At 61.5% G+C, this 22,777-nt stretch carries 24 protein-coding genes; 5 read left to right on the top strand and 19 right to left on the bottom strand.

Annotation, left to right across the window (positions count from 1 at the left end; all coding sequences use genetic code 11):
* Positions 1-378, top strand: coding sequence for a multiprotein-bridging factor 1 family protein (locus CKO11_RS08465; protein ID WP_223636367.1), 378 nt, complete (start codon positions 1-3; stop codon positions 376-378).
* 83 nt (positions 379-461) lie between these two features.
* Here CKO11_RS08465 and CKO11_RS08460 read toward each other — a convergent pair whose 3' ends face one another.
* The 3 genes from CKO11_RS08460 to CKO11_RS08450 all read right to left on the bottom strand — a co-directional run bounded on the left by CKO11_RS08460 (position 462) and on the right by CKO11_RS08450 (position 3,928).
* Positions 462-1,685 (bottom strand): multidrug effflux MFS transporter, encoded by a 1,224-nt coding sequence (locus CKO11_RS08460; RefSeq protein WP_223636364.1) that lies wholly within the window; start codon positions 1,683-1,685, stop codon positions 462-464.
* An 87-nt stretch (positions 1,686-1,772) separates the two neighbouring features.
* Positions 1,773-2,396: a DsbA family oxidoreductase gene (locus tag CKO11_RS08455; protein WP_223636360.1), complete on the bottom strand. Its 624-nt coding sequence runs from the start codon at positions 2,394-2,396 to the stop codon at positions 1,773-1,775.
* The gene (locus CKO11_RS08450) at positions 2,393-3,928 is read right to left on the bottom strand and encodes a class I adenylate-forming enzyme family protein (RefSeq protein WP_223636357.1); all 1,536 of its coding nucleotides are present in this window, start codon (positions 3,926-3,928) and stop codon (positions 2,393-2,395) included. The genes CKO11_RS08455 and CKO11_RS08450 overlap by 4 nt, the downstream gene beginning before the upstream one ends.
* A 45-nt stretch (positions 3,929-3,973) precedes the next feature.
* On the opposite strand from CKO11_RS08450, the gene CKO11_RS08445 reads away from it, so the two are divergent.
* Positions 3,974-4,597, top strand: a complete 624-nt coding sequence (locus CKO11_RS08445; RefSeq protein ID WP_223636354.1) for a helix-turn-helix domain-containing protein — start codon at positions 3,974-3,976, stop codon at positions 4,595-4,597.
* A 43-nt stretch (positions 4,598-4,640) separates the two neighbouring features.
* On the opposite strand, the gene CKO11_RS08440 is transcribed toward CKO11_RS08445, so the two are convergent.
* The 3 genes from CKO11_RS08440 to CKO11_RS08430 form a co-directional block, all read right to left on the bottom strand.
* Entirely contained in the window at positions 4,641-4,958 is a 318-nt protein-coding gene (locus CKO11_RS08440) for a hypothetical protein (protein ID WP_223636351.1), read from the bottom strand.
* 100 nt (positions 4,959-5,058) lie between these two features.
* Entirely contained in the window at positions 5,059-5,175 is a 117-nt protein-coding gene (locus CKO11_RS08435) for an entericidin EcnA/B family protein (RefSeq protein ID WP_223636348.1), read from the bottom strand.
* A complete protein-coding gene (locus CKO11_RS08430) occupies positions 5,172-7,016 on the bottom strand; it encodes an extracellular solute-binding protein (RefSeq protein WP_223636345.1) in 1,845 nt (614 codons plus the stop codon). The genes CKO11_RS08435 and CKO11_RS08430 overlap by 4 nt, the downstream gene beginning before the upstream one ends.
* Before the next feature lie 266 nt (positions 7,017-7,282).
* Here CKO11_RS08430 and CKO11_RS08425 point away from each other — a divergent pair, with 266 nt between their 5' ends.
* The gene (locus CKO11_RS08425) at positions 7,283-8,056 is read left to right on the top strand and encodes a 3-hydroxybutyrate dehydrogenase (protein WP_223636342.1); all 774 of its coding nucleotides are present in this window, start codon (positions 7,283-7,285) and stop codon (positions 8,054-8,056) included.
* Positions 8,057-8,103: 47 nt separating this feature from the next.
* Here the strand turns inward: CKO11_RS08425 and CKO11_RS08420 are convergent, their stop codons facing one another.
* From CKO11_RS08420 to CKO11_RS08410, 3 genes are all read right to left on the bottom strand, one after another.
* Positions 8,104-8,874: a DUF502 domain-containing protein gene (locus tag CKO11_RS08420; RefSeq protein ID WP_223636339.1), complete on the bottom strand. Its 771-nt coding sequence runs from the start codon at positions 8,872-8,874 to the stop codon at positions 8,104-8,106.
* A gap of 66 nt (positions 8,875-8,940) precedes the next feature.
* Positions 8,941-9,858, bottom strand: coding sequence for a pseudouridine-5'-phosphate glycosidase (locus CKO11_RS08415; RefSeq protein WP_223636337.1), 918 nt, complete (start codon positions 9,856-9,858; stop codon positions 8,941-8,943).
* Positions 9,855-10,751: a PfkB family carbohydrate kinase gene (locus CKO11_RS08410; RefSeq protein ID WP_223636334.1), complete on the bottom strand. Its 897-nt coding sequence runs from the start codon at positions 10,749-10,751 to the stop codon at positions 9,855-9,857. The genes CKO11_RS08415 and CKO11_RS08410 overlap by 4 nt, the downstream gene beginning before the upstream one ends.
* 320 nt (positions 10,752-11,071) lie before the next feature.
* On the opposite strand from CKO11_RS08410, the gene rpsB reads away from it, so the two are divergent.
* Positions 11,072-11,833: a 30S ribosomal protein S2 gene (gene rpsB / locus CKO11_RS08405; RefSeq protein WP_223636331.1), complete on the top strand. Its 762-nt coding sequence runs from the start codon at positions 11,072-11,074 to the stop codon at positions 11,831-11,833.
* A gap of 95 nt (positions 11,834-11,928) precedes the next feature.
* Positions 11,929-12,837 (top strand): translation elongation factor Ts, encoded by a 909-nt coding sequence (gene tsf / locus CKO11_RS08400; RefSeq protein ID WP_223636328.1) that lies wholly within the window; start codon positions 11,929-11,931, stop codon positions 12,835-12,837.
* Between the two features lie 326 nt (positions 12,838-13,163).
* On the opposite strand, the gene CKO11_RS08395 is transcribed toward tsf, so the two are convergent.
* The 10 genes from CKO11_RS08395 to tkt form a co-directional block, all read right to left on the bottom strand.
* On the bottom strand, positions 13,164-13,913 hold the full coding sequence (locus tag CKO11_RS08395) for a LuxR family transcriptional regulator (protein ID WP_223636325.1): 750 nt from the start codon (positions 13,911-13,913) through the stop codon (positions 13,164-13,166).
* A 195-nt stretch (positions 13,914-14,108) separates the two neighbouring features.
* Entirely contained in the window at positions 14,109-14,549 is a 441-nt protein-coding gene (locus CKO11_RS08390; RefSeq protein WP_223636314.1) for a TIGR01244 family sulfur transferase, read from the bottom strand.
* 52 nt (positions 14,550-14,601) lie between these two features.
* Complete coding sequence (locus tag CKO11_RS08385; RefSeq protein ID WP_223636293.1) at positions 14,602-15,285, bottom strand: HAD family hydrolase; 684 nt, start codon at positions 15,283-15,285, stop codon at positions 14,602-14,604.
* Positions 15,276-15,935 (bottom strand): phosphoglycolate phosphatase, encoded by a 660-nt coding sequence (locus CKO11_RS08380; RefSeq protein WP_223636290.1) that lies wholly within the window; start codon positions 15,933-15,935, stop codon positions 15,276-15,278. Before CKO11_RS08380 ends, CKO11_RS08385 begins: the two co-directional genes overlap by 10 nt.
* Positions 15,935-16,486 carry a thioredoxin family protein gene (locus CKO11_RS08375; RefSeq protein ID WP_223636287.1) on the bottom strand — a complete coding sequence of 184 codons (552 nt, stop codon included), beginning with the start codon at positions 16,484-16,486 and terminating at the stop codon, positions 15,935-15,937. Before CKO11_RS08375 ends, CKO11_RS08380 begins: the two co-directional genes overlap by 1 nt.
* A gap of 15 nt (positions 16,487-16,501) precedes the next feature.
* Positions 16,502-17,188: a ribulose-phosphate 3-epimerase gene (gene rpe, locus CKO11_RS08370; RefSeq protein WP_223636271.1), complete on the bottom strand. Its 687-nt coding sequence runs from the start codon at positions 17,186-17,188 to the stop codon at positions 16,502-16,504.
* 57 nt (positions 17,189-17,245) lie between these two features.
* On the bottom strand, positions 17,246-18,622 hold the full coding sequence (locus tag CKO11_RS08365; protein ID WP_223636269.1) for a ribulose-bisphosphate carboxylase: 1,377 nt from the start codon (positions 18,620-18,622) through the stop codon (positions 17,246-17,248).
* Between the two features lie 17 nt (positions 18,623-18,639).
* Positions 18,640-19,704, bottom strand: coding sequence for a class II fructose-bisphosphate aldolase (gene fba, locus CKO11_RS08360; protein WP_223636266.1), 1,065 nt, complete (start codon positions 19,702-19,704; stop codon positions 18,640-18,642).
* Between the two features lie 79 nt (positions 19,705-19,783).
* A complete protein-coding gene (gap, locus tag CKO11_RS08355) occupies positions 19,784-20,785 on the bottom strand; it encodes a type I glyceraldehyde-3-phosphate dehydrogenase (RefSeq protein ID WP_223636263.1) in 1,002 nt (333 codons plus the stop codon).
* Between the two features lie 9 nt (positions 20,786-20,794).
* Complete coding sequence (gene tkt / locus CKO11_RS08350) at positions 20,795-22,768, bottom strand: transketolase (protein ID WP_411742002.1); 1,974 nt, start codon at positions 22,766-22,768, stop codon at positions 20,795-20,797.
* Between the last annotated feature and the right edge of the window lie 9 nt (positions 22,769-22,777).

Below are 22,777 nucleotides of genomic sequence, written 5' to 3'. Positions count from 1 at the left end.
ATGGACGCGGAAGACCCCGATCATTGGTTTGACGAAGCTGTCGCGACCTTTGGCGATCGGCTTTCGGCGGCGCGTGATGCCGCCATGCACAGCCGCGCTTCGCTGGCAGAAAAACTGGGCGTGGCGCCCGACATCTATGACAGCTGGGAGGATGACTCGGCGATGCCGCGCGCCAACCAGATCCAGATGCTTTCGGGCATGCTGGGGGTGTCGCTTGCTTGGCTGCTGACGGGCGAAGGCCCTGGCATTCCGGCCCCGCATGATGCCGCACAGGCAGAGGCGGAACTGGAGCGTCTGACCGAAGATCTGCATGCGACGCAGGCGCGGATGGAGCAGCTTGAAGAGCGCGTCCGCCAAATGATGATGCGGCTTGAATAAAGCCTAAAAAACACCATCGTTTCAAAATATTACGGCGCGGCCCTTAACTAGGTCGCGCCGTTTTTCATGGCCTGTTTGTGGGGTTAGCTCGGATCGTCAGTATAACCCATAATCAAGAAAGCCAGCGCCGAGCAGGTCAGCGTTGCGATCACCAAAGGCAGGGGTGTGCCGTTGAACAAAAGCCCCACCGGCACCGCGATCACCACTGCCCCCACGGTCGAAATCGCCGAAACGACCGAGGCGGTCATGCCCGCCAAATGGCCCATATGCTGCATCGCTAGCGCGTTCAGATTGCCAAAGGTGATGCCCGCCATCATGAAAACGGTGATCGACCAGAAAAACAGGAACACGAACCCGGTGGGCGGGGCCACCGCGCCGGTCAGCACCAAGATCAGCATTGTCGCCGAGGAGATGATCTGCAACAAATACGCCCCGCGCACGATCCGGCGCATGCCCAGACGCATCACGAAAAACGCGTTGAAGGCATTGCCCGTGCCCGCGATCACCGCCATCAGCGCGAACCAGCGTGGGAAGCTTTCGACAACATCAAAAGCGGCGAAAACTTGCTGCGCGCTCGACAGCATGGCGAACATCTGCCCAAAGCCAAGCGTCAGGACCAGTATATAAAGCCGCACCTCACGATGGCCCAAAACCTCTTTCGCACCCGCGATCAAATAGGTCGGATGCAGCGGGCGGCGCTTTTCACGCGCAAGGGTTTCAGGCTGGCGCAGGCTGAGCCAGGTCAGCCCGATCAGCGCAAACAGGATGAAGGCGTAAAATACCCCGCGCCACCCGGCAAAGCCGATGATCACCTGGCCCGCCGAAGGGGCGAGCGCGGGCACAAGGATAAACACCATCATGATGAAGGCGGTGACCTTGGCCATTTCGCGCCCAGCATAAAGATCGCGCACCAGCGCCATCGGCACGATGCGCGGGGCCGCTGCGCCAAAACCTTGCAAAAACCGTGCTGCCAGAAGCACTTCGAGGCTGTCGGCCTGCGCCCCGATGAAAGCGCCAATGACAAAGACCACCGCGCCAAGCAACAGCGTCAGCTTGCGCCCGATCGCATCGGAAAGCGGCCCGGTCAGGAATGTGCCCACCCCCATCCCGCCAACGAAAGAGGTCAGCACAAGCTGCGCGCGGTTCACCGCCTCAGGGCTGAGCGATTGCGCGATCTCGGGCAGCGCGGGCAGCATCGCATCAATGGAAAAGGCGACAGTGGCGGCCAAAAGCGCCATCATCGCAGTGAATTCATACATCGGCAGGCGGCGCACCGGCGCGGTGTCCGGGGTCTGGGGGTCGGTCATTCAGGTGCCTTTCGGGAGTGGCGCCACCTTAGCGCAGCGGGCGCGGAAGGCCAGAGGTGCGGGCGGGATTTCCGGTGCTTTGCGCGGTCACTGTGCCGTGATCTCGTCGATCACGTTTTGCCAGAACTCCGCGCTTTGCGCCCCTGTAACGGCATGTTGATTGGCAATGATAAAGGTCGGCACGGCGGTGATGCCGCGCTCGCGCGCATGCGCCTCTTTCGCGGCGATCGTGTCGAGATCGGCATCGCTGGCCAGCAGCCGCACCACAAGCGTAAGGTCCAGCCCGACCTCGGTGGCCAGATCGCACAGCACGTCATGGCTGCCGATGTTGCGGCCCTCGCGCCAATAGGCGCGCATCAATGCGGCCATCATCGGGCTTTGGCGCCCCTCGATCCCGGCCCAATGCACCAGCCTGTGCGCGTCGCGCGTGTTGGGCACCCGGCTGATCCCGGGCAGATTGAACTTCACCCCATTGGCCCGGGCTGCCTCGATTATCGGCACGTCAGCGCGCTCTGCCTCTGGGCCGAACCGCGCCTTGAGCCATGCGATACGCTCCATCCCTTCGGGCGGCAGGCTGGGGTTCAACTGGAACGGATGCCACGCTATGACAAAGGGATGATCGGGCCGTGCCTCAAGCGCACGGTCCAGTGCCGCTTTGCCAATGTAGCAATAGGGGCAGCTTGGATCTGCGAATATATCTAGCGAAATCATTTTGTTGCGCCCCTTTGTTGTAGCGGTGGCCATGTCGTGCGCAGGGTCTTGCGATCGATCTTCCCATTGCGATTGTGCGGCAGGCTGTCGAGATGGCGCAACTCGCGCGGTTGCTTGTAGCGCGCCAGATGGGCCTGCGCATGGGCGGTCAGTGTCTCTGCCGTGGCTGCCCCCGTATAGGCCAGCGCGATGATCGAGGTTTCTTCAGAGACACGCAATTCTACCGCCGCGACTTCGCCCGCGTCCGGGCAGGTCGCCATCGCGGCTTCGACCTCAAGCGGGCTCACGCGGAAGCCGCCCGCATTCATCATGTCATCGTCGCGGCCCTGATAGGCAATCGCGCCTTCCGGGGTCATGCGCACCATATCGCCGGTGCGGAACCAGTGACCATCGGCGCTGAATTTCGCCTGTGCCTCGGCCTCGGCGCCGACATAAGTCAGAAACAGGCCCGGGTCACTGGCATGCACTGCCAATTCACCGGGCACGCCGCGCGGCACGGGGGTGCCCGCCGCATCCAAAACGGCGATGTGGCGGCCCGGCTGCGGCCAGCCCATCGCGTCTGCGGGGGCCGGATGATCGGGGCAAGACGAGATGAAAGTGGAACATTCCGACATGCCAAGCGCTTCGTAAATCGCGGTTCCGGTGGCCGCGCGCCAATGGCTGCGGGTGCGCGCGGGCAGGGCCTCGCCGGCGCTCAGCCCATGGCGCAAACGGGGCAAATCAAGCTGTGAATGGTGCTTTAGAATCTGTCGGTAAACACCTGGCACGGCAGCGAATATCGTTGCATCAAAGCGTTTGAGCAAAAGCGGCAGCGTCGCCGGGGCGACGCCCTCTGCCGGGATCAAGGCGGTGGCCCCAATGGACCATGGGTCCATCAAACCCGTGCCCAAAGTATAGGTCCAGTTGAACGCGCCCGCATGCAAAAGGCGGTCGCTTTCCCCCAAGCCATACCAACCGCTATGCATCATCTGCCGCGCCCAGATCGCGCGATGCGCATGGGCGACGGCGCGGGCCGTTCCAGAGGTGCCAGAGGTGAACACGATATAGGCGAGATCGTCGGGGGCCCCCATCCGATAATCGCATGGCGGCAGCGTTTCAAAGTCGCGCAGCGCGGCCTCGGGGATAATCTTTGCCGGTGCGTCAGGCAGTGCGATCCCGTCGCCCGCAAGCACTGCCGCCGGGGTGATTTGCGCCGCCATCTTGGTGATCTCTTCGCGCGTCAATTGGGCCGAGGTCGGCACTGGCACCAGACCCGCGGCAATCGCCCCCAAAAAGGCCACGGGAAATTCGGGCGTGTTGCCCAGCCGCAAAAGCACCCGGTCGCCGGGGCGCAGCCCCGCCGCCAAAAGCCCCGTGCCCGCGCCGCGCACCGCCGCAGACAACCGACCATAGGACCACCGCTCTGCCCCGGTCGGGCGCAAAATCTGTAGCGCGGATTTTTCGGCCAGCCGATCAGCATGAGCCAGAACATGGGCCGCCATGTTGAAGGCAGCCGGCGGGGCGGGGAAGGATGATACATGGACAGACAGCATGGCCCCTGCTACGCCGCAAGAGATTATGTTGCAAGCGGGGGCGCGATGGGAGAGAGGGACGAGACACGGCTCATTCGCATCGCGCGCGAAAACGGTGCCGATGATCAAGCCGAACCGGTGGATCTGGCGGATCGGCTTCGCGAATTGCGCCGGGCGCGCGGCTGGACCTTGGAACGGGCGGCCTCCGCCACGGGGCTGGCGCGGTCAACCCTGTCAAAGATCGAAAACGGGCAGATGTCGCCCACCTATGACGTGCTGCGCAAGCTGGCCGAGGGGCTGGAAATCACAGTGCCGCAATTGTTTACGCCCCCGTCTCGGTCTCAGGTCACGGGCCGGATGGCGGTGACGACCGCCGGCGCGGGGCTGGCGCATCCGACCACTACCTATGAGCATGAATTGTTGGCCGATGGATTGCGGATGAAAAAGATGCTGCCCTATCGGGCCCGCATTCGCGCGCGCCGGTTTGAGGAATTTGACGGCTGGGTGCGCCATGATGGCGAAGAATTCTTGTTGGTGCTGACCGGGATCGTAACGCTTTTCACCGAGTTTTACGCCCCGGTGGAGCTACGCCGGGGCGATAGCGCCTATTACGATGCGACGATGGGCCACAATCTGATTTCAACCAGCACCGAAGATGCAACGGTGCTTTGGGTCACCTCGCTTAGCTAAAGAAAAGGCGCGCCAAACCAATGTATTGCACGCCAAACTTTACTTAGCTGTCATCGCCAAAGCGGGTATCGTCGTCATATTCGTCTTCGCCATCGGGCACGTATTTATGGCTGAGTGCGATCGAATGATTGTCATGGCGCGGGTCCATGATCACATCCGAGGGCAGCTCCCCCGTCAGCCATTCGCGAATTTCGGCGCGTGCCTCTTCGGGCTCTTGCTCGGTGACCTTGGTGATATAAGCGATGAAGGCGCGCTGATCGCCGTCGATTTCGTCAAGCTCGGCCTCCTCGGCCTCGGGCCAGCGGTCGATGATCGCCTCGTAAAATGCGGGCCAATTTTCTTGAACATGATGCCATTTCATGGCGGTCTCCTTGATCGCGCGGCCTTTCGACAGGCCGATCTTGCGCCGCAAATCACGGCGTGAAAAGGGAAATCGTGGTCTGGGGGCGGGGCGCGCGGCGTCAGAACCAGCTTTGCACGGTGCGCGCGCCGCCCGACACATCGTCGCCGATGCCCGCAACCGTATTGCACCCGCCCAAGGCCAAGGCCATAGCGGCCAAAAGGATCATTTTTTTCATGGCTCTGCCTCATTCCACCAAGCATCGGGCGTAACGCCCGGCCAATCTCCATATAGCGGAATTTGCGCCGGGGTGTGAAGGCTTCGGCTGTGCGCAACGCGCGCGACCGGCGAAAACCAGACTGGGATTACATAGCGCCCTGCCGTCAGCACCCGGTCCAGCGCGCGCACGGCGGCGGTGAAATCTTCGGTGGTGCGCGCCGCCAGCATTGCCTCAATCATCGCCTCGGCGGCGGGGACATTCATGCCCATCAGGTTGCGCGAGCCGGGCTCGGTCACGCCTTGCGCGCCCCAGTAGAAATATTGCTCATTGCCGGGCGAAAGCGAGGTGGCGACCCAAAACCACGTCATGTCAAAATCATAGGCCGTCTTGCGGGCCTGAAATTGCGCGTCATCCACCACCGTGACGGTGGGGAAAATCCCCAAAACCCGCAGCGCCTCGACATAAATATGGACAATGGATTGCGCTTCGGAACCCTGTGGCAGCACGATTTCAAAGCGAAACGGCGTTCCCTCGGCGTTTTTCAGCACGCCATCGGCATCGGCGGTCCAGCCCGCCTCTGCCAGCAGTTTCAGCGCGGCACGGGCGTTACGTCGGTTTGATAGTGAACCATCTGACGTCGGAAAAGTATAGCCTTCAACCACTCCGGGCAAAAGTTCACCCTCAAACGGTTTTAGCAGGGCGGCCACCTTACCCGTGACGGGCCCCGGTTGCATCGCCAATGTCGAATTGCCGAAATAGGATGAAATCCGGGGCTCGACCCCGCCTGTCAGCGTGGCGTTGATGAATTCGAAGTTGAAGGCGCGGATCAACGCCTCGCGCACGCGCCAATCGGTGAAAATTGGTTTGCGGGTGTTCATCACCAGCCCCTTCATGCCCGAAGGCGTGGCGCGCGGGATCTCGCTTTGCACCACGCGCCCCTCGGTCACGGCGGGGAAGGTGTAGTCTTGTGCCCATTTGACCGGATTGCCTTCGCGATACAGGTCCAGATTACCGGCCTTGAACGCCTCGAACATCGCATTGGGATCGCCGAAATAATCCCAGCGCAGCGTGTCGATATTTTGCAGCCCCTGCGTCAGGGGCAGATCGCGCGCCCACCAATCGGGGTTGCGCTTCAACGTAATCGAGCGGCCAAGATCGACACTTGCCACCACATAGGGGCCAGATCCCACCGGCACCATCTGGGTTTCAGTTGCAAAATCATGGCCTTGCCATTGCGCTTTTTGCAAAACCGGGCGCATCCCCATGATCAGCGCCAATTCCCGGTTCTGTTCGGAAAAGGTGATCCGCAGGCTGCGCGGGCCGGTTTGTTCAATCGTTTCCACCTTGGCCCAGGCGTTTTGATAGCGCGGCGAGCCTTGCGTGCCGAGCGTTTCATAAGACCAGATCACATCTTCGACCGTCACCGGCGCGCCATCGGAAAACCGCGCTTCGGGGCGCAGGGTGAATTCGACCCAGCGCCGCGCCGGGTCCGTTTCCACGCTTTCGGCCAAAAGACCATACAGCGTGAAAGGCTCGTCATAGCTGCGCAGCATCAGCGTTTCGACCACGTAGGCGCCGATGCCTTGGGCGGGCCGCCCGGCCAGCACCCAAGGGTTGAGGGAGTCGAACCGACCCGATTCGCCCATGCGCAAACCCCCGCCCTTGGGCGCGTTCGGATTGGCATAGGGCAGGTGCGTAAAGCCCGCAGGCAGCGCGGGGGTGCCATACATGGCCAGCCCATGTGCCGGGCCGGAACCGATTCCCTGCGCGGGCTCCGCTTGGGTATTTCCCGCCCAGAGAATCGGTGATACGGCCAAAGCCAGCAGGCCAAGGCTGCGGAAAAAGACCGATCCCACCATCGCAACAATCCTTGTTTTCCTGTGTTTTCAGCGCTCAAGCTACCTTGCCGTCGGGGCAGAGGCAAACTTTTCCCTTGGAGTCGCGCGCAAGCAGGATTATAAAGGTCTCACTGCTCGATAGGTTTCTTGCCTGTATGAAACCTGCCTCATGACTTGACGCCCGCTTCGTGCGGGCGTCTTTTTTTTCCTCTTCCCGATTGCGAGAGTTGCGGAACCGCGCCGCACCGTTACTTGTTTCTCAAAGGCATTTCAGAACGGAGAGAGACATGAGCCTGAAGGGCAAAACCGCTATCATCACCGGATCGAACTCGGGCATTGGGCTTGGCGTGGCGCGCGAATTGGCGCGAGCTGGGGCGGATGTGGTGCTCAATTCCTTCACCGACCGCGATGAAGATCACGCGCTGGCCGCCGAGATCGCCAAGGAATTCGGTGTGACCGCGCGCTATATCAAGGCCGATATGTCCAAAGGCGCCGAATGCCGCGCGCTGATTGAACAGGCGGGCCGGTGCGATATTTTGGTCAATAATGCGGGCATCCAGCATGTCGCCCCGGTTGATGAATTCCCGGCAGAAAAATGGGATGCGATCATTGCGATCAACCTGTCTTCGGCCTTTCATACCACCGCCGCCGCGTTGCCGATGATGCGCAAGGCGGGTTGGGGTCGGGTGGTCAATATTGCCTCGGCGCATGGGCTCACGGCCTCGCCTTTCAAATCGGCCTATATTGCCGCGAAACACGGAGTGGTGGGGCTGTCGAAAACCGTGGCGCTGGAAACCGCGGAAGAGCCGATCACCTGCAATGCAATCTGCCCGGGCTATGTGCTGACGCCCTTGGTCGAGGCGCAGATCCCCGATCAGATGAAGGTGCATGATATGGACCGCGACACGGTGATCCGCGAGGTGATGCTGACGCGCCAACCGTCGAAGGAATTCGCCACGGTCGAGCAATTGGGCGGCACGACGGTCTTCTTGTGCTCGGATGCTGCCGCGCAGATCACCGGCACGACGATCTCTGTCGATGGCGGCTGGACTGCGCTTTAATCAAAAGGGGGCCGACAGGCCCCCTGATCCCCCGTATCGGCAGCCCGTCAGGCCGCTTCGGTGTCTTTGGGCGATTTGACGACGATCTTCTTTTCTGTTTTCCAACCCGTGCGTTGCTCGACGATCTTCTTGTCGCTCGGGTAAACAAGCCCGGCCGAAATCACCAGCTTCGCCGCATCTTCCACCGACATGTCAAGATAGGTGATTTCGCTTTCGGGCACGAACAGCAAAAAGCCCGAGGTCGGGTTCGGCGTGGTCGGCAAAAAGACCGAGATCAGCGCGTCATCCTCGGGCCCGGAGGCCGCCACCTCGCCCTTGGCTTTGGAGGAGACAAAGGCAATCGCCCGCAGCCCCTTGCGCGGATATTCTATGATGCAGGCGCGGTCGAATTTCGTTTCGCCGGTGCTCAGCACGGTTTCGGCGATCTGTTTCACCCCGTTGTAGATCGAGCGCACGATCGGCGTGCGATCCACCAGCCCCTCGCCAAAGCGAATGACGGCGCGGCCGATGAAGTTGCGTGCCAAGGCCCCGACGGTGAGCGTGAACAGCAAGAAGATCAGCACCCCCACGCCGCGCAGATTGGTGCCGACATAGGTTTCGGGCCGCAGATGTTGCGGGATAAAGGGCAAAACCCAACCATCGACCATGCCCGCGACCGACCACATCAGCCAGATCGTCAGCGCGATGGGGGCAATCACCACCAGCCCGGTCAGGAAAGAGGCGCGCAAACTGGCCAGAAAGCCCTTTTTTTGTGGATGCGGCGCAAGGTTGAGCGCAGAGGGATCATGCTCGGGCGGGGGGTCGTTCGGGAGGGTCATCTTGTGTCCGACAAAAGTTGGGCGGTGCCTATCAGGTAGGCACGGCCAATCACAAACGCAATGCACTCACATCGGTGCATCGGCGATTTCACGCGCAATTGCGCTGGCCAGTCGCGCATTGTTCAGAACAAGGGCAATATTGGCCGCCAAAGACCGCCCTTCGGTCAATGCGTAAATCCGCGCCAACAAGAAGGGCGTGACCTCTTTGGCGGCGATGCCTTGGGCCGTGGCGTCCGAAAGGGCGGCCTCGATCACGGGCACGATTTCTTCACGCGGAATCTCGGCTTCGGCCGGGATCGGGTTGGCCACCAATTGCCCGCCGTTCAGGCCCATCCGCGCGCGCATCAGATGCGCGGTTGCAATCTCGGCGGCACTGTCGGCGCGCAGCGGCGCTTTCAGCCCCGAGCGGCGCGACCAAAAGGCGGGCAGCTCGTCTTGTCCAAAGGCGATGACCGGCACGCCATGGGTTTCCAGCACCTCCAGCGTCTTGGGCAGGTCCAAGATCGCCTTCGCGCCCGCCGCAACGACGGTGACCGGGGTCTGGCCCAATTCCAGCAGGTCGGCGGAAATGTCGAAACTGTCTTCGGCGCCGCGATGCACACCGCCAATGCCGCCGGTGGCAAAGACCGAAATCCCCGCCAGATGGGCGCAGATCATCGTCGCAGCCACCGTGGTGGCCCCGGTTTGGCCGGTGGCCAGACAAAACCCCAGATCGGCGCGCGACAGCTTCATCGCATCGGGCGTTTGTGCCAGTTTTTCAAGTTCTTGCGGCGACAGGCCAATGTGGATTTGGCCGCCCATCACGGCAATGGTGGCCGGCGTCGCGCCGGCGGCGCGCACTTCGGCCTCTACCGCTTGGGCGGTTTCGTAATTTTGCGGCCAAGGCATGCCATGGGTGATGATCGTGCTTTCAAGCGCGACGACGGGGCGGCCTGCGTCAAGCGCGGCGCGCACCTCGGGGGCAAAGCAAAGCGGCAAGGTCATGTGTGTTTATCTCCGGAAACGTAGCGAGCGGCGGCATCCAGTGCGCGGCTCAGGGCTTCGGCGCGCGCCGCCCCGGCGCGCTCGGCCACCAAATGGGCTGCCATGAACGTATCGCCCGCGCCGGTGATGCGGGTGACCAAAACAGGCGGCGGGGCCGCAGCGATCACGCCTGCACCGGCGCAGCCATCGGCGGCGGGGGCGGCCCCGTCGGTCACCAGGACCCGTGCCGCGCCGCGTGCCAAAAGCGCCTCGGCAGCGGCTTCCGCGCTGGTGAAATCGCCCTGACACAGGATGCCTGCCTCTTCGCGGTTGACGTAAAGCGTCGCGCCGGGGTGGGCCAAAAGCGGCGTCAACCGTTCGGCCTTGCCGGGGCTGGCAGGGGCGACGCGCAGATCGGCTTGGGCAAACAGCGGCGCGCGGGCGATTTCGGCCAACAGATGTTCGGTCAAATTGCCATCCAGCGCCACCGGCCCGCCCCAGGGTCGTTCTGCGCAACCCAGCCGCCCATCTTCCAGCGGGCGCAGGATTTTGGCCCCGGCGGCTTCAAGGCTATGGGCATCGGCCACCGCGGCAATCAGCCCATTCGCGCCCTCAATCGCCATATAGCGATCGGTGGGCAGATCGTCAGAGCGGTAAAGATTGCTGCAATCGATCCCCATCAACTCCGCCGCATGAATCAGATCATCGCCGGGCCCGTCGCGGCCAATTGCGGTCAAGATCGCGGGGCGCAGGCCAAAGCGGGTCAGCGTCATGGCAATATTCATCGCCACGCCGCCGGGCAGGCGGGTGATCCGGCCCGGCACATCAGAACCGGCGCGCATATGATAAGGCGCACGGCCAATGATGTCCCACAAAACGGAGCCAATGCACAGGATGTCGGGTTGGGCGGTCATGCCCCTTGGTGCGATGGATGCGCGCGCGACGCAAGAGCGCATCTGGGGCGTGGCTTGCAAATCCGTTAGACGATCTGTGCAACGCGCAGCACAGACCACACCCACCGGGATGGCCCAACCCTGAAAAAAGGGGGCCGAACCGCGTGTTGGCAAGGAAAGTCGCGCAAATTGGGGCAGGGGGCTTGCCATAGCAGGGGCAATGCCCTAAAGGGCGCTCACTTCACAGGCGGAGGCGGGCCAGCGGCGGGAGACATCCCCGTTTGGTCCACCGGTTGGGGGCAACCCTGAATTCCTCCGCTCAGGCGCAAACCGGAAAGGAAATGGACATGGCGCTTCCTGATTTCTCGATGCGTCAGCTTTTGGAAGCTGGCGTTCACTATGGTCACCAAACCCAACGTTGGAACCCGCGTATGGCGGAGTTCATCTATGGCGACCGTAACGGCATCCACATCATCGACCTGACGCAAACCGTCCCGATGCTGGACGCCGCGCTCAACGTGGTGCGTGAAACCGTTGCCAAAGGCGGCCGTGTTCTGTTCGTCGGCACCAAGCGTCAAGCTTCGAAAGCCGTCGCCGAAGCCGCTGAAAAATGCGCGCAATACTACATGAACCACCGCTGGCTCGGTGGCACGCTGACGAACTGGAAAACCGTTTCCCAGTCGATCGCGCGTCTTAAGCACATCGACGAAGTGATGGCCTCGGGCGCCGAAGGCCTGACCAAGAAAGAGCGTCTGGGCATGGAACGCGAGCAGGCCAAACTGCAAGCCTCGCTTGGCGGCATCCGCGAAATGGGCGGCCTGCCGGACCTGCTGTTCGTGATCGACGTGAACAAAGAAGACCTCGCCATCGCCGAAGCGCAAAAGCTGGGCATCCCGGTCGTGGCCGTGGTGGACACCAACTGCTCGCCCAAAGGCGTGGATTACATCATCCCGGGCAACGATGACGCCGCGCGCGCCATCGCGCTTTACTGCGATCTTGTCTCGCGCGCCGCGCTTGACGGGATGACCGCGCAAATGGGCGCCGCCGGTGTCGATCTTGGCGCGCTGGAAGAAGCGCCCGCCGAAGAAGCCGCCGAGGCCTGATCTTACGCACACACGCCCCGGGGCACCCGGGGCGTCACGCGATTGACATCGGGCGGGGGTAACCCCGCCCAAACCCAATTCAGAGGAGAAATCCCATGGCGATCACCGCTGCGATGGTGAAAGAGCTGCGCGACACCACTGGCGCCGGCATGATGGATGCGAAAAAAGCGCTGACCGAATGCGACGGCGATATGGATGCCGCTGTCGATTGGCTGCGCACCAAAGGCCTTGCGAAAGCGGCCAAGAAAGCCGACCGCGTTGCCGCCGAAGGGCTTGTTGGCGTGGCCGTTTCGACCGGTCGCGGCGTTGCGATCGAAATCAACTCGGAAACCGACTTCGTCGCCAAGAACGAAGATTTCCAAGCGCTGGTGCGCGATGTCGCCAAAGTGGCGCTGGAAACCGGCGATTCGGTCGATGTCGTGAAAGCCGCCGCGCTGAACGGCAAGACCGTGGATGAAGTGATCGGCGAAGCGATTGCCCGCATCGGCGAAAACATGACCTTCCGCCGTCTGCATGTGCTCGAAGGCGACACCATCGTGTCCTATGTCCACAATGCCGCCGCGCCCGAAATGGGCAAGATCGGCGTGCTGGTGGCGATGAAGGGCGATGCGGCGAAAGCCGCCGAGATTGGCAAGCAATTCGCCATGCATATCGCGGCGACTGCCCCGATGGCGCTGGATGAAGCCAGCCTCGATCAAGACGTGGTTGCGCGCGAGCTGAAAGTGCAAACCGAAAAAGCGCTGGAAGAAAACGCCACCGCCGCGAAGCCGAAGCCCGAGCAAGTGATCCATAACAACATCATTCCGGGCCGGATGAAAAAGTTCCTCGAGGAAGTGACCCTCGTGAACCAGAAGTTCGTGGTCAACCCCGATGTGACCGTGGCGCAAGCCGCGAAAGACGCGGGCGTGGAAATCACCGGCTTTGCCCGTCTGGCCGTTGGCGAAGGCGTGGAAAAGAAAGAAGACGATTTTGCCGCCGAAGTGGCGAAAATGGCTGGCGCGTAAGCGACCCGCAAACCCTGTCTTGCAGCGCCGCCCTTCGGGGCGGCGTTTTGCATTGTTTGGCCACCGAGCGGGCGGTTCACAGGTCACACCCCTGTCTGAGCTTTGGTGCGTATCTGTTTGGCTAAAAATAAAAAACGGCCCGAACGGCGAGTATAAGCCGTCCGAGCCGTTCCGGAAAACCGGTTGGGTCACGCCGGACCAATAATCGGCTGCACCCCTGTTCCTGGCCGAAGCCACCACTCACGGAACACGCTCACCATAATAAATCTTGCGCCATGGTGACCAGTGGGGGATTCCTTACCTTGTCGCAATTGTCGCAGCTGCGGTCACAGCGCGGTGACGAAAAGCTGCTTTTGCAGCGTCGCCTTAAGCACCGCCTGCGCGGTGGTTTCCACCTCCAGCGCCTCACGCGCGAGCCGCAGGTGTTTTTCCACCGTGGCGGTGGACACGCCCATGATCTGCGCGATATCGGCGGCGGTTTTGCCATCGCCCACCCATTCCAGCACTTCACGCTGACGCGCGGTCAGGCTGCGGCGCGAGGTCGGGAAGGGCATGCCACTGATTTTGAGATGCAGCACTGAATTCAGCACCCACAATTCGCGCCCATGCGCCGCCCAGATCGCATCCACATCGTCTTGCGTCAGCCCCGGACGCGCACAAAGCCCGATCGCCCCTTTGGCACGCGAGGAGGTATCGGGAAAGCCGATGGAATAGCCCGCGCGCACATCAAAGCGGTGGTTCAGCGCCAGCACCTTTTGCTCGCCAGCGCTAAGCTCGCCGCGCTGCGCGCGTTCGGCAACCAGACGCCACGATTGTGCGCCCACGCAATCGGCCGCCCATCGCACCATCGGTGCTTCGAAAAACAGCTTTTCGCCCAAGAACACCCGAAGATAATCCGGATCGTGGTTGGACAAGATCAGGGTATCATCCAGATTGCCGTGAATTTGCGGCGTCAGGAACCGGGTGAAGCCATAGATCAAGCGATCGAAGCCAAAGCTGGCCATACGCTCGCAATGTAGGGCCCAGATCCCGGCGATGTCTTCGCCTTGGAGCAGGCGCTCGAAGTGGCCGAGCATGGTCTGTTCTTGATTCTCTGGTGCAGGTTTCACGGCCCTACAGTGCCATGTCCGCCATGGCCCAAGCAATCAAAAGCCAACATTCGGCCGGGGCGCGGTCACTAAGTCGCAGAAAACTGCAAATTGCATAAACCTTTGGTATAAGGCGGTAAAAATTATCAAAATCAGTGTCTTGCGCGGTTGAGCTGCCCGCGATTAGCGCGACGCAGCCGCCATGGCCTTGGCGCGCAAAAGCGGCACCAGACCGGAATGATCGTAGCCCGCCTGCGCGGCAGCAGAGAGAATCTCTTCCACCGGGCGCTGTCCGGCCTGCGCCAAAGCCCAAAGATGTGACGAACGGGTGCCCGAGCGGCACCAAGCTAGGACCGGATGCGGGGCCACCGCCACCGCGGCTTCAAACGCCTCGGCCAGTGCGGAGGTCAGCAGTCCGGGTTCATAGGGCAGGAACAGATAGCGCAACCCGGCTGCCTCGGCTGCGGCGGCAAAAGCCGCATCGCGCAGGGATTCGGGCACTTCGTCCTCGGGGCGGTTGTTGATCACCGTGCGAAAGCCCAACCTTGCGGCCTCGTCCAGATCCTCAAGCGCGATCTGGGGGGCAACAGCGAAATCGGGGGCGAGGTAGCGCAAATCAAGCATCGAACATCCTTTCCGCGACAAACTGGCGCGCATGGACGAAAGATGCAAGGGCTCAGGGCAAGTCGGGAATGTCTTGAGTGGCCGCCTGCGTCAAATCCGGGCGCAACCAATCGGCGGTGCTGAAATCATCACCTGTCGTATAGGCGGAAGGGGTCAGCACGACGCGCAGCCCGGCGGCCTTGGCGGCAGCCAGCCCGGCCCGGCTGTCTTCAAAGGCGATGCAATCCTCGGGCGGCAGATCCAACAGATCGAGCGCGCGCAGATAGACATCGGGGGCGGGTTTCTTTTGCGCCACCTCATCACCGGCACAGACCACCTCAAACACGGCAGTCGTCGGTTTGCCAAAGGTCGCATGGATCAGCGCATCGACATTGGCGCGGGTGGTGGTGGTGGCAATCGCCACGCGCAGCCCCGCGGCATGGGCGCGGGCGATCAAATCTTGCACACCAGGCAAAAGCGGCACCGCGCCCGAGGCGATGATCTCCACATAACGCGCGGTTTTGGCTTTGTGCAGATCGGCAATCTCGGCATCCGTGGGCCCGTGGCCAAGCGTGGCGCGATACTTTGCCATGCGTTCCTTGCCGCCGGTGGTGCGCAACAAGTCGCGATAAGTCTCATGGCTCCAGTGCCAATCAAGCCCCTGCGCGGCGAAGGTCTCGTTAAAGGCTTGGCGGTGCACTTCTTCGGTTTCCGCCAAAGTGCCATCCACATCGAAAATCAGCGCTTTCAGGGGCATGAAAATTTCTCAATTATACCATGCAGCATTTTGTAATCATTGAAGCTTACGGTGTGCGGCATGTCATGCACCGGGGTCTTGCGATAGCCTTCTGTGTAAAGCACAAAGGGTAGGTTTGCGTTTTGCGCGGTTTCGGCATCGACCTCGCTATCGCCCAGATAGACGGCTTTTTCCGCCCCCAAACGGCGCTGCGCTTCGTGCACCATTTCCGGGTCGGGCTTGCGCGTGGGCAGGCTGTCGCCGCCCAGCACAAGATCGAACATATCCTCCAAGCCCACATGCGCAATCGCGGCAAGCGCGGGGGCAAGCGGCTTATTGGTGGTGACGGCCATCTTGTAGCCCTCGGCCTTCAGCGTTTCGAGCGCCGCGCGCACGCCGGGATAAAGCGTGTTTCCCGCCACCTCGGTCTCATAGCGTTTGACCAGCTCGATATAGATGTCCTCAAAGAGCGGCCCATCTGGGTCTTGCCCCGCACTTTGCAACAGGCAGCGCACCAGATGCGGCGCGCCTTTGCCGACATAGCCGCGCACTTCCTCCACGCTGAGCGCGGCATAGCCGCGTTCCACCAGAACCGCATTTGAGACGCTATGGATCGCGGGCACCGAGTCGATCAGCGTGCCATCAAGGTCAAAGATCAGGGCGGGGCGCATCAGCTTTTCCATTTGATCGAACAGCCCATCGCGGCGACCTGATCGCGCGGGCCTTGGCCGGTCGCGGCGACCATTTGCATCGCCTCATAAAGTTCGCGCTTGGCTTCGGGCGGGGCCGGGTTGCGGCCCGATGCATCCAGCCGCCCACGGTATTGAAGCTCATAATCAGCGTTGAAGCCAAAGAAATCCGGCGTGCAGATCGCGTCATAAGCCTTTGCAACGGCTTGGCTTTCATCGTGTAGATAGGGGAATTTGAAGCCGCGTGTTTGCGCCATTTCCCGCATTTTGTCGACCCCATCCTCGGGATAGGTTTCCGCGTCGTTCGAACAAATGGCCGCCACGCCGATCCCTTGCTCCATCAGCGCTTCGGCCTCGGGTTGAAGCCGGTCCAGCACCGCCAGAACATAGGGACAGTGGTTACAGATAAACATGATCAGCGTGCCTTTTGGCCCGCCGACCTCGTCCAGTGTCCAAAGCTTGCCATTGGTATCGGGCAGGGTGAAGCTGGGGGCTTTCCAACCGAAATCGCAGACGGGGGCGTGGACGGCCATTCTAGTCTCCTTGGTTTAAAGCGCGGCTTGCGCGGCCGCGCGGATCGCGGCGATGTTGGCACCATAAACCTCGGGCGTCGAGACCGAGCCGCCTTTGAACACGGCAGAGCCCGCCACAAAGACATCGGCCCCGGCCGCCGCCATCAACGGCGCGGTTTTCGGGTCCATGCCGCCGTCAATCTCGATATGCACCGGACGATCGCCAATCATCGCGCGCAGTTTGCGCACCTTGGCGGTCATATCGATGTATTTTTGCCCACCAAAACCGGGGTTCACGGTCATGATGCAGACCAGGTCGGTGATGTCGAGAATATGCTCGATCGCCTCGATCGGCGTGCCGGGGTTCACCGCGACGCCCGATTTCATGCCCGCGGCGCGAATGGCCTGCATGGTGCGGTGAATATGCGGCCCAGCTTCGACATGGGCGGTCAGCACATCGGCACCGGCCTGAGCATAGGCGTCGATATAGCTATCGACGGGCGAAATCATCAAATGCACATCCATCACGGTTTTGACGTGTTTGCGGAAGGCCGCCACGGCGGGCGGGCCAAAGGTGAGGTTCGGCACGAAATGGCCGTCCATCACATCCACATGCACCCAATCGGCGCCTTGCGCCTCAATCGCCTGAATTTCACGGCCAAAATCGGCGAAATCAGCCGAGAGGATCGACGGCGCGATCTTGATGGAACGGTCGAAGGTCATGTCGGTTCTCCAAAGGGGATGGGGCGGGGGCATTCCCCCGCCCGATTGATATGCGCTTTACGCCACGCCGAGCGCTTCGCGCCAGCCCGGATAAAGCTTGTCAGAATCATGCGCGAAGCTTTCAAAGGCGCGGGCCAGTTCCTTATGCTCTTTCGCATAGGTGACCAGATCGACACCCGATTTCCACGCATCATGCGCCTGACGCAGCGATTTCGCCCCCGCGGTGCCGCCATCAAGGTGACCAAAGGCGCCGCCGCCCGAGGTTTGGATCACGTTCGAATGGCCAAGGTTGTCAAAGAAGCCCGGCAGACGCAGCGCGTTCATGCCGCCCGAGATGATCGGGGTGGTCGGCTTCATGCCCAGCCATTCTTGATGGTAATAGGGGCCCATCGCGGCATCATCGGTCAGCATGAAAGCCATGATCTTGTCCGATGCATCGCCTTCCATCTTACCGTAGCCCATGGTGCCGGTGTGGATGCCCGAGGCGCCTTGCAGACGCGACATTTTCGACAGCACGAAGGCGGTGTAGCCGCGCATCGACTGCGGCGAGGTCACCGCACCATGGCCCGCCCGGTGATAGTGCAGGAACTGCTGCGGGAACGAACGGCGCGCGGTGGTGATGGCGGCCGGGCCGGTCACATAGCCATCGACCAAGAAGGCAACGTGGTCGGCGTTTTCGCCAAAGGTTTCAAGGATATATTCGCCGCGCGCCACCATTTCATAATGGTCATCGGCGGTGATATTGGCCGAGAAAAGCTTGGCTTCGCCGGTTTCGTCTTGCGCGCGTTTCATCGCATCCGCCACCAGACGGATGGTTTCTTTCAACGGCGCAAAGGTTTGGTTGCCTTGCGGTTCGTCGTTTTTGATGAAATCGCCGCCCAGCCAGAATTCATAGCAGGCATCGGCAAAGGGCTGCGGACGCAGGCCGAGTTTGGGCTTGATGATCGTGCCCACGACCATGCCGCCGTCATTCACATCGCGGCCCAGAACACGCCACATATCGGCAATGTTCATCGAGGGGCCATCGAACAGGCGCAGATAAGCGGGCGGCACGTAGAAGTCGTGCATTTTGGCGTATTCGACATCGCCCATGCCTTGGTTGTTGCCGATCGTCAGCGTCAGGAACGAGCACAGCATCGCGCGCCCGTCGATGATGTTGCGGTCAAAAAGCTCGACCGGATAAGCGATTTTCATCAGCTCTTTATCGGGGTCGATTTCATAGACAAGCGCATCGACACCACGGGTGAAATCGTCGGTGGTGGACACTTCGACGTTGGTCCCGGTGGAGCTTTCGGCGGCGAAGTGGGCGGCCGTTTCAAGGTAGCCGTAGCCCGCCTTGGGCTTCATGATATAGGCGCAAAGCACGTGGCGCCCGCCAGCAATCAGATCGGCTTCGTTCAGGTCAAGCCGGGCATAACGGTTGGACTGATCCATGATGAGGGTCCTTTCGATCAGTTGGTTTTGGGCGCAAGCGAACCGTCAGCATAACGCTTCGCCATGTCATCCATCGGGATGACCTTGATCTTAGAGGCATGGCCCGCCGTTCCAAAGGCCTCAAAACGGTCGCGGCACAGATCGCGCATCGCATCCATCGCCGGTTTGAGGAATTTGCGCGGGTCGAATTCGGCTTTGTTTTCTTCCGCCACGCGGCGGAACTGGCCGGTCATCGCCATGCGGCAATCGGTGTCGATATTGACTTTGCGCACGCCCATTTTGATGCCGCGCACGATTTCCTCGACCGGCACACCAAAGGTTTGCGGCATCGCACCACCATGGGCGTTGATGATGTCTTGCAGCTCTTGCGGCACCGAGGAAGAACCATGCATCACAAGGTGGGTGTCGGGCAGTTTTTTGTGGATCGCCTCAATCACCGACATGGCCAGAATTTCGCCATCGGGCTTGCGGCTAAATTTGTAAGCGCCATGCGAGGTGCCGCAGGCAATGGCCAGCGCATCCACTTGAGTTTTCTTCACAAAAGCAACGGCCTGATCGGGGTCGGTCAGCAATTGGCTGTGGTCAAGCTTACCCACGGCGCCGTGGCCATCTTCGGCCTCGCCTTCGCCGGTTTCCAAGCTGCCCAAAACGCCCAACTCGCCTTCGACCGAAGCACCCACCCAATGCGCCATGCTGGCCACGCGTTCGGTGATATCGACGTTATAATCGTAGCTGGCCGGGGTTTTCGCATCGCCTTCAAGCGAGCCATCCATCATCACCGAGGTGAAGCCGTGGCGGATTGCGGTCATGCAGGTGGCTTCGTTATTGCCGTGGTCTTGGTGCATACACAGCGGAATATCGGGGTAGATCGCGGCCAGCGCCTCGATCATTTTCGCCAGCATGATATCGTTGGCGTAATTGCGCGCCCCGCGAGAGGCTTGGATGATCACGGGCGCGTCACAGGCCTTGGCGGCCTCCATGATCGCAAGGCCCTGTTCCATGTTGTTGATGTTGAACGCCGGCACGCCGTAGGAATTTTCCGCTGCGTGGTCAAGAAGTTGGCGAAGGGTGATCAGTGCCATTCATATGTTCCTTTTGTGCGTGGCCCGTCCGGGCCGACATGTCTTGGTGTCGGGGGCCGGCCAGGGCCCCCGGCGTTCATCAGATCAGCTTGCCCATCGCAACGGCGGTATCCGCCATGCGGTTGGAAAAGCCCCATTCGTTGTCATACCACGACAGGATGCGGACCATTTTGCCCTCCATGACCTTGGTCTGGTCCATGTGGAAGACCGAGGAATGCGGGTCGTGGTTGAAGTCCGACGACACATTCGGCAGGTCGGTGTAACCGAGCACGCCTTTGAGCGGGCCATCGGCGGCCGCGCGCACAGCGGCGTTCACTTCTTCCACCGTGGTGTCGCGTTTGGCTTCAAACACCAGATCCACAACCGAGACGTTCGGCGTGGGCACGCGGATCGCAACGCCATCAAGCTTGCCTTTGAGTTCGGGCAACACCAGACCCACGGCTTTGGCAGCGCCCGTCGAGGTCGGGATCATGCTCAGCGCGGCGGCGCGGGCGCGATACAGATCTTTGTGCATCGTGTCGAGCGTCGGCTGATCGCCCGTGTAGCTGTGGATCGTGGTCATAAAGCCTTTTTCGATGCCAATCGCATCGTTCAGAGCTTTGGCGACCGGGGAAAGGCAGTTCGTGGTGCACGACGCGTTGGAAACCACCATGTCCTCGGCGGTCAGCGTGCTGTCGTTCACGCCAAAGACGATGGTTTTATCCGCGCCGTCGCAAGGCGCCGAGACCAGCACCCGTTTCGAGCCGTTTTCCAGATGCGCGGAGGCTTTTTCTTTGGTGGTGAAAATGCCGGTGCATTCCATCGCAATATCGACATCACCCCAGGGCAGCTCCGCCGGGTTGCGGATTGCGGTCACTTTGATTTTGCCCCGGCCCACATCAATCCAGTCTTCGCCCGTTGTGACGGTCGCCGGAAAGCGGCCATGCACACTGTCGAAGCGCAGCAGATGGGCGTTGGTTTCCACCGGGCCAAGATCGTTGATCGCGACCACTTCAATGTCGGTGCGGCCCGATTCAATGATCCCGCGCAGCACGTTGCGGCCAATGCGGCCAAACCCGTTGATGGCAACTTTAACAGTCATTATCTTCCCTCAGATCATATTCTTGGCTTCAGCAACAATGGCTTCGGCGGTGATGTTGAAATGTTGATAAAGCGCGGGCGCGGGCGCGGAGGCGCCAAACCCCGTCATGCCGACAAAGGCATCTTGCGGGCCAAGGAAGATATCCCAGCCCATCCGCAGCGCGGCTTCACAGCCCACACGCGGCGCGGTGCCCAGCACCTTTTCGACGTAATCGCGCGGTTGCGCGGCGAACAGCTCAAAGCACGGGGCAGAGACCACAGCGGCGCGAATGCCCTCGGCCTCCAATTGATCCGCCGCCGCAAGCACGATTTCGACCTCTGAGCCCGTGGCGATCAGCGTCACCTGACGGTCGTCCGGATCGCGCAGCAGGTAAGCGCCGCGTGCGGTCAGGTTTTCGGCGGTATGCGCGGTGCGCACCGTCGGCAGCCCCTGACGCGAGAGCACCAGCAAAGAGGGCGTCGCGGTTGCGGTCATGGCGATTTCCCACGCCTCGGCGGTTTCCACGGCATCCGCCGGACGGAGCACATTCAGGTTTGGGATCGCACGCAGCGAGGCGAGATGTTCCACCGGCTGGTGCGTCGGCCCGTCTTCGCCCAGACCAATGCTGTCATGGGTCATGACATAGGTCACCGGCACCCCCATCAGTGCCGACAGGCGGATTGAGGGGCGGCAGTAATCGGCAAAGGCCATGAAGGTGCCGCCGTAGGGGCGCAGGCCGCCGTGCAGCGCGATGCCGTTCATCGCCGCCGCCATGCCATGTTCGCGGATGCCGTAATGGATGTAGTCACCGCCAAATTCGCCGGGCTTGACCGAGGTCATGCCCTTGGAGCGGGTCAGGTTCGAGCCCGTCAGGTCCGCAGAGCCGCCAACCGAGAAGGGCAGGGTGGTGTTGACCACCTCAAGCGCCATTTCGGAGGCTTTGCGGGTCGCGACCTTGGGCTTGTCGGCGCTTAGCTTCGCCTTGTAGGCGGCGATGGCAGCCGGAAGCGCCGAGGTATCCCCGGCCTCCGCCTTGTTAAAATCGGCGCGGGCCGCGTGGCCGGCAAGCCGCGCCTCCCAGTCTGCCCGCGCCGAAGCCCCCCGTTTTGCAACCCGGCCCCAGGCTGCATAGACATCGGAAGGGATTTCGAAAGGTTCGTAAGACCAGTTCAGCGCCTTGCGCGCGGCGGTGATTTCCTCGGCGCCCAGCGGCGCGCCATGCACATCATGCCCGCCTTGTTTGTTGGGCGCGCCAAAGCCGATGATGGTGCGGCAGGCAATCAAAGACGGGCGCGGGTCGTTGCGCGCTTCTTCGATGGCGGCGGCAATGTCATTGGGCGCATGGCCATCGCAGGCCACCACATGCCAGCCAGAGGCGGCGAACCGCGCCATCTGATCGGTCGAGGTGGACATGTCGGTGTCGCCATCGATGGTGATCTTGTTGTCATCCCACATGACGATCAAACGGCCCAGCCCCAAATGGCCCGCCAGATCAATCGCCTCGTGGCTGATGCCTTCCATCAGGCACCCGTCGCCTGCAATCACATAGGTAAAATGATCAACCAGATCATCGCCATAGCGGGCGTTTTTCATACGTTCAGCCAGCGCCATACCGACCGAGGTGGCAATGCCCTGACCCAGCGGCCCCGTCGTCACCTCGATGCCATCGGCATGGCCATATTCGGGGTGGCCTGCGGTGCGCGCGCCAAGCTGGCGGAAGTTCTTAAGCTGCTCGATATCCATATCGTCATAGCCGAGCAGGTGGTGGATCGCGTAAAGCAGCATCGAGCCGTGACCGGCAGACAACACGAACCGATCTCGGTCGGGCCATTTTGGCGCTTTTGGATCAATCGTCATGAAGCGGTTGAACAAAACGGCGGCGACATCGGCCATGCCCATCGGCATGCCCGGATGGCCGGATTTGGCCTTTTCGACCGCATCCATGGCCAGCGCGCGCAGCGCATTTGCCATCCGCACCTCTTGCGACAGTTCGAAATCTTTCATGGCACGCCT

The organism is Rhodobacter sp. TJ_12 (genome assembly GCF_020023995.1).
GTDB lineage: Bacteria > Pseudomonadota > Alphaproteobacteria > Rhodobacterales > Rhodobacteraceae > Rhodobacter.
This window is presented reverse-complemented; position numbering and strand designations above follow the sequence as displayed.

What these genes read in the sequence shown, in the direction of transcription:
- CKO11_RS08465 (WP_223636367.1), top strand. Translation starts at nt 1, where the DNA reads ATGGACGCGGAAGACCCCGATCATTGGTTTGACGAAGCTGTCGCGACC.
- CKO11_RS08460 (WP_223636364.1), bottom strand. Translation starts at nt 1,685, where the DNA reads ATGACCGACCCCCAGACCCCGGACACCGCGCCGGTGCGCCGCCTGCCG.
- CKO11_RS08455 (WP_223636360.1), bottom strand. Translation starts at nt 2,396, where the DNA reads ATGATTTCGCTAGATATATTCGCAGATCCAAGCTGCCCCTATTGCTAC.
- CKO11_RS08450 (WP_223636357.1), bottom strand. Translation starts at nt 3,928, where the DNA reads ATGCTGTCTGTCCATGTATCATCCTTCCCCGCCCCGCCGGCTGCCTTC.
- CKO11_RS08445 (WP_223636354.1), top strand. Translation starts at nt 3,974, where the DNA reads ATGGGAGAGAGGGACGAGACACGGCTCATTCGCATCGCGCGCGAAAAC.
- CKO11_RS08440 (WP_223636351.1), bottom strand. Translation starts at nt 4,958, where the DNA reads ATGAAATGGCATCATGTTCAAGAAAATTGGCCCGCATTTTACGAGGCG.
- CKO11_RS08435 (WP_223636348.1), bottom strand. Translation starts at nt 5,175, where the DNA reads ATGAAAAAAATGATCCTTTTGGCCGCTATGGCCTTGGCCTTGGGCGGG.
- CKO11_RS08430 (WP_223636345.1), bottom strand. Translation starts at nt 7,016, where the DNA reads ATGGTGGGATCGGTCTTTTTCCGCAGCCTTGGCCTGCTGGCTTTGGCC.
- CKO11_RS08425 (WP_223636342.1), top strand. Translation starts at nt 7,283, where the DNA reads ATGAGCCTGAAGGGCAAAACCGCTATCATCACCGGATCGAACTCGGGC.
- CKO11_RS08420 (WP_223636339.1), bottom strand. Translation starts at nt 8,874, where the DNA reads ATGACCCTCCCGAACGACCCCCCGCCCGAGCATGATCCCTCTGCGCTC.
- CKO11_RS08415 (WP_223636337.1), bottom strand. Translation starts at nt 9,858, where the DNA reads ATGACCTTGCCGCTTTGCTTTGCCCCCGAGGTGCGCGCCGCGCTTGAC.
- CKO11_RS08410 (WP_223636334.1), bottom strand. Translation starts at nt 10,751, where the DNA reads ATGACCGCCCAACCCGACATCCTGTGCATTGGCTCCGTTTTGTGGGAC.
- rpsB (WP_223636331.1), top strand. Translation starts at nt 11,072, where the DNA reads ATGGACATGGCGCTTCCTGATTTCTCGATGCGTCAGCTTTTGGAAGCT.
- tsf (WP_223636328.1), top strand. Translation starts at nt 11,929, where the DNA reads ATGGCGATCACCGCTGCGATGGTGAAAGAGCTGCGCGACACCACTGGC.
- CKO11_RS08395 (WP_223636325.1), bottom strand. Translation starts at nt 13,913, where the DNA reads ATGCTCGGCCACTTCGAGCGCCTGCTCCAAGGCGAAGACATCGCCGGG.
- CKO11_RS08390 (WP_223636314.1), bottom strand. Translation starts at nt 14,549, where the DNA reads ATGCTTGATTTGCGCTACCTCGCCCCCGATTTCGCTGTTGCCCCCCAG.
- CKO11_RS08385 (WP_223636293.1), bottom strand. Translation starts at nt 15,285, where the DNA reads ATGCCCCTGAAAGCGCTGATTTTCGATGTGGATGGCACTTTGGCGGAA.
- CKO11_RS08380 (WP_223636290.1), bottom strand. Translation starts at nt 15,935, where the DNA reads ATGCGCCCCGCCCTGATCTTTGACCTTGATGGCACGCTGATCGACTCG.
- CKO11_RS08375 (WP_223636287.1), bottom strand. Translation starts at nt 16,486, where the DNA reads ATGGCCGTCCACGCCCCCGTCTGCGATTTCGGTTGGAAAGCCCCCAGC.
- rpe (WP_223636271.1), bottom strand. Translation starts at nt 17,188, where the DNA reads ATGACCTTCGACCGTTCCATCAAGATCGCGCCGTCGATCCTCTCGGCT.
- CKO11_RS08365 (WP_223636269.1), bottom strand. Translation starts at nt 18,622, where the DNA reads ATGGATCAGTCCAACCGTTATGCCCGGCTTGACCTGAACGAAGCCGAT.
- fba (WP_223636266.1), bottom strand. Translation starts at nt 19,704, where the DNA reads ATGGCACTGATCACCCTTCGCCAACTTCTTGACCACGCAGCGGAAAAT.
- gap (WP_223636263.1), bottom strand. Translation starts at nt 20,785, where the DNA reads ATGACTGTTAAAGTTGCCATCAACGGGTTTGGCCGCATTGGCCGCAAC.
- tkt (WP_411742002.1), bottom strand. Translation starts at nt 22,768, where the DNA reads ATGAAAGATTTCGAACTGTCGCAAGAGGTGCGGATGGCAAATGCGCTG.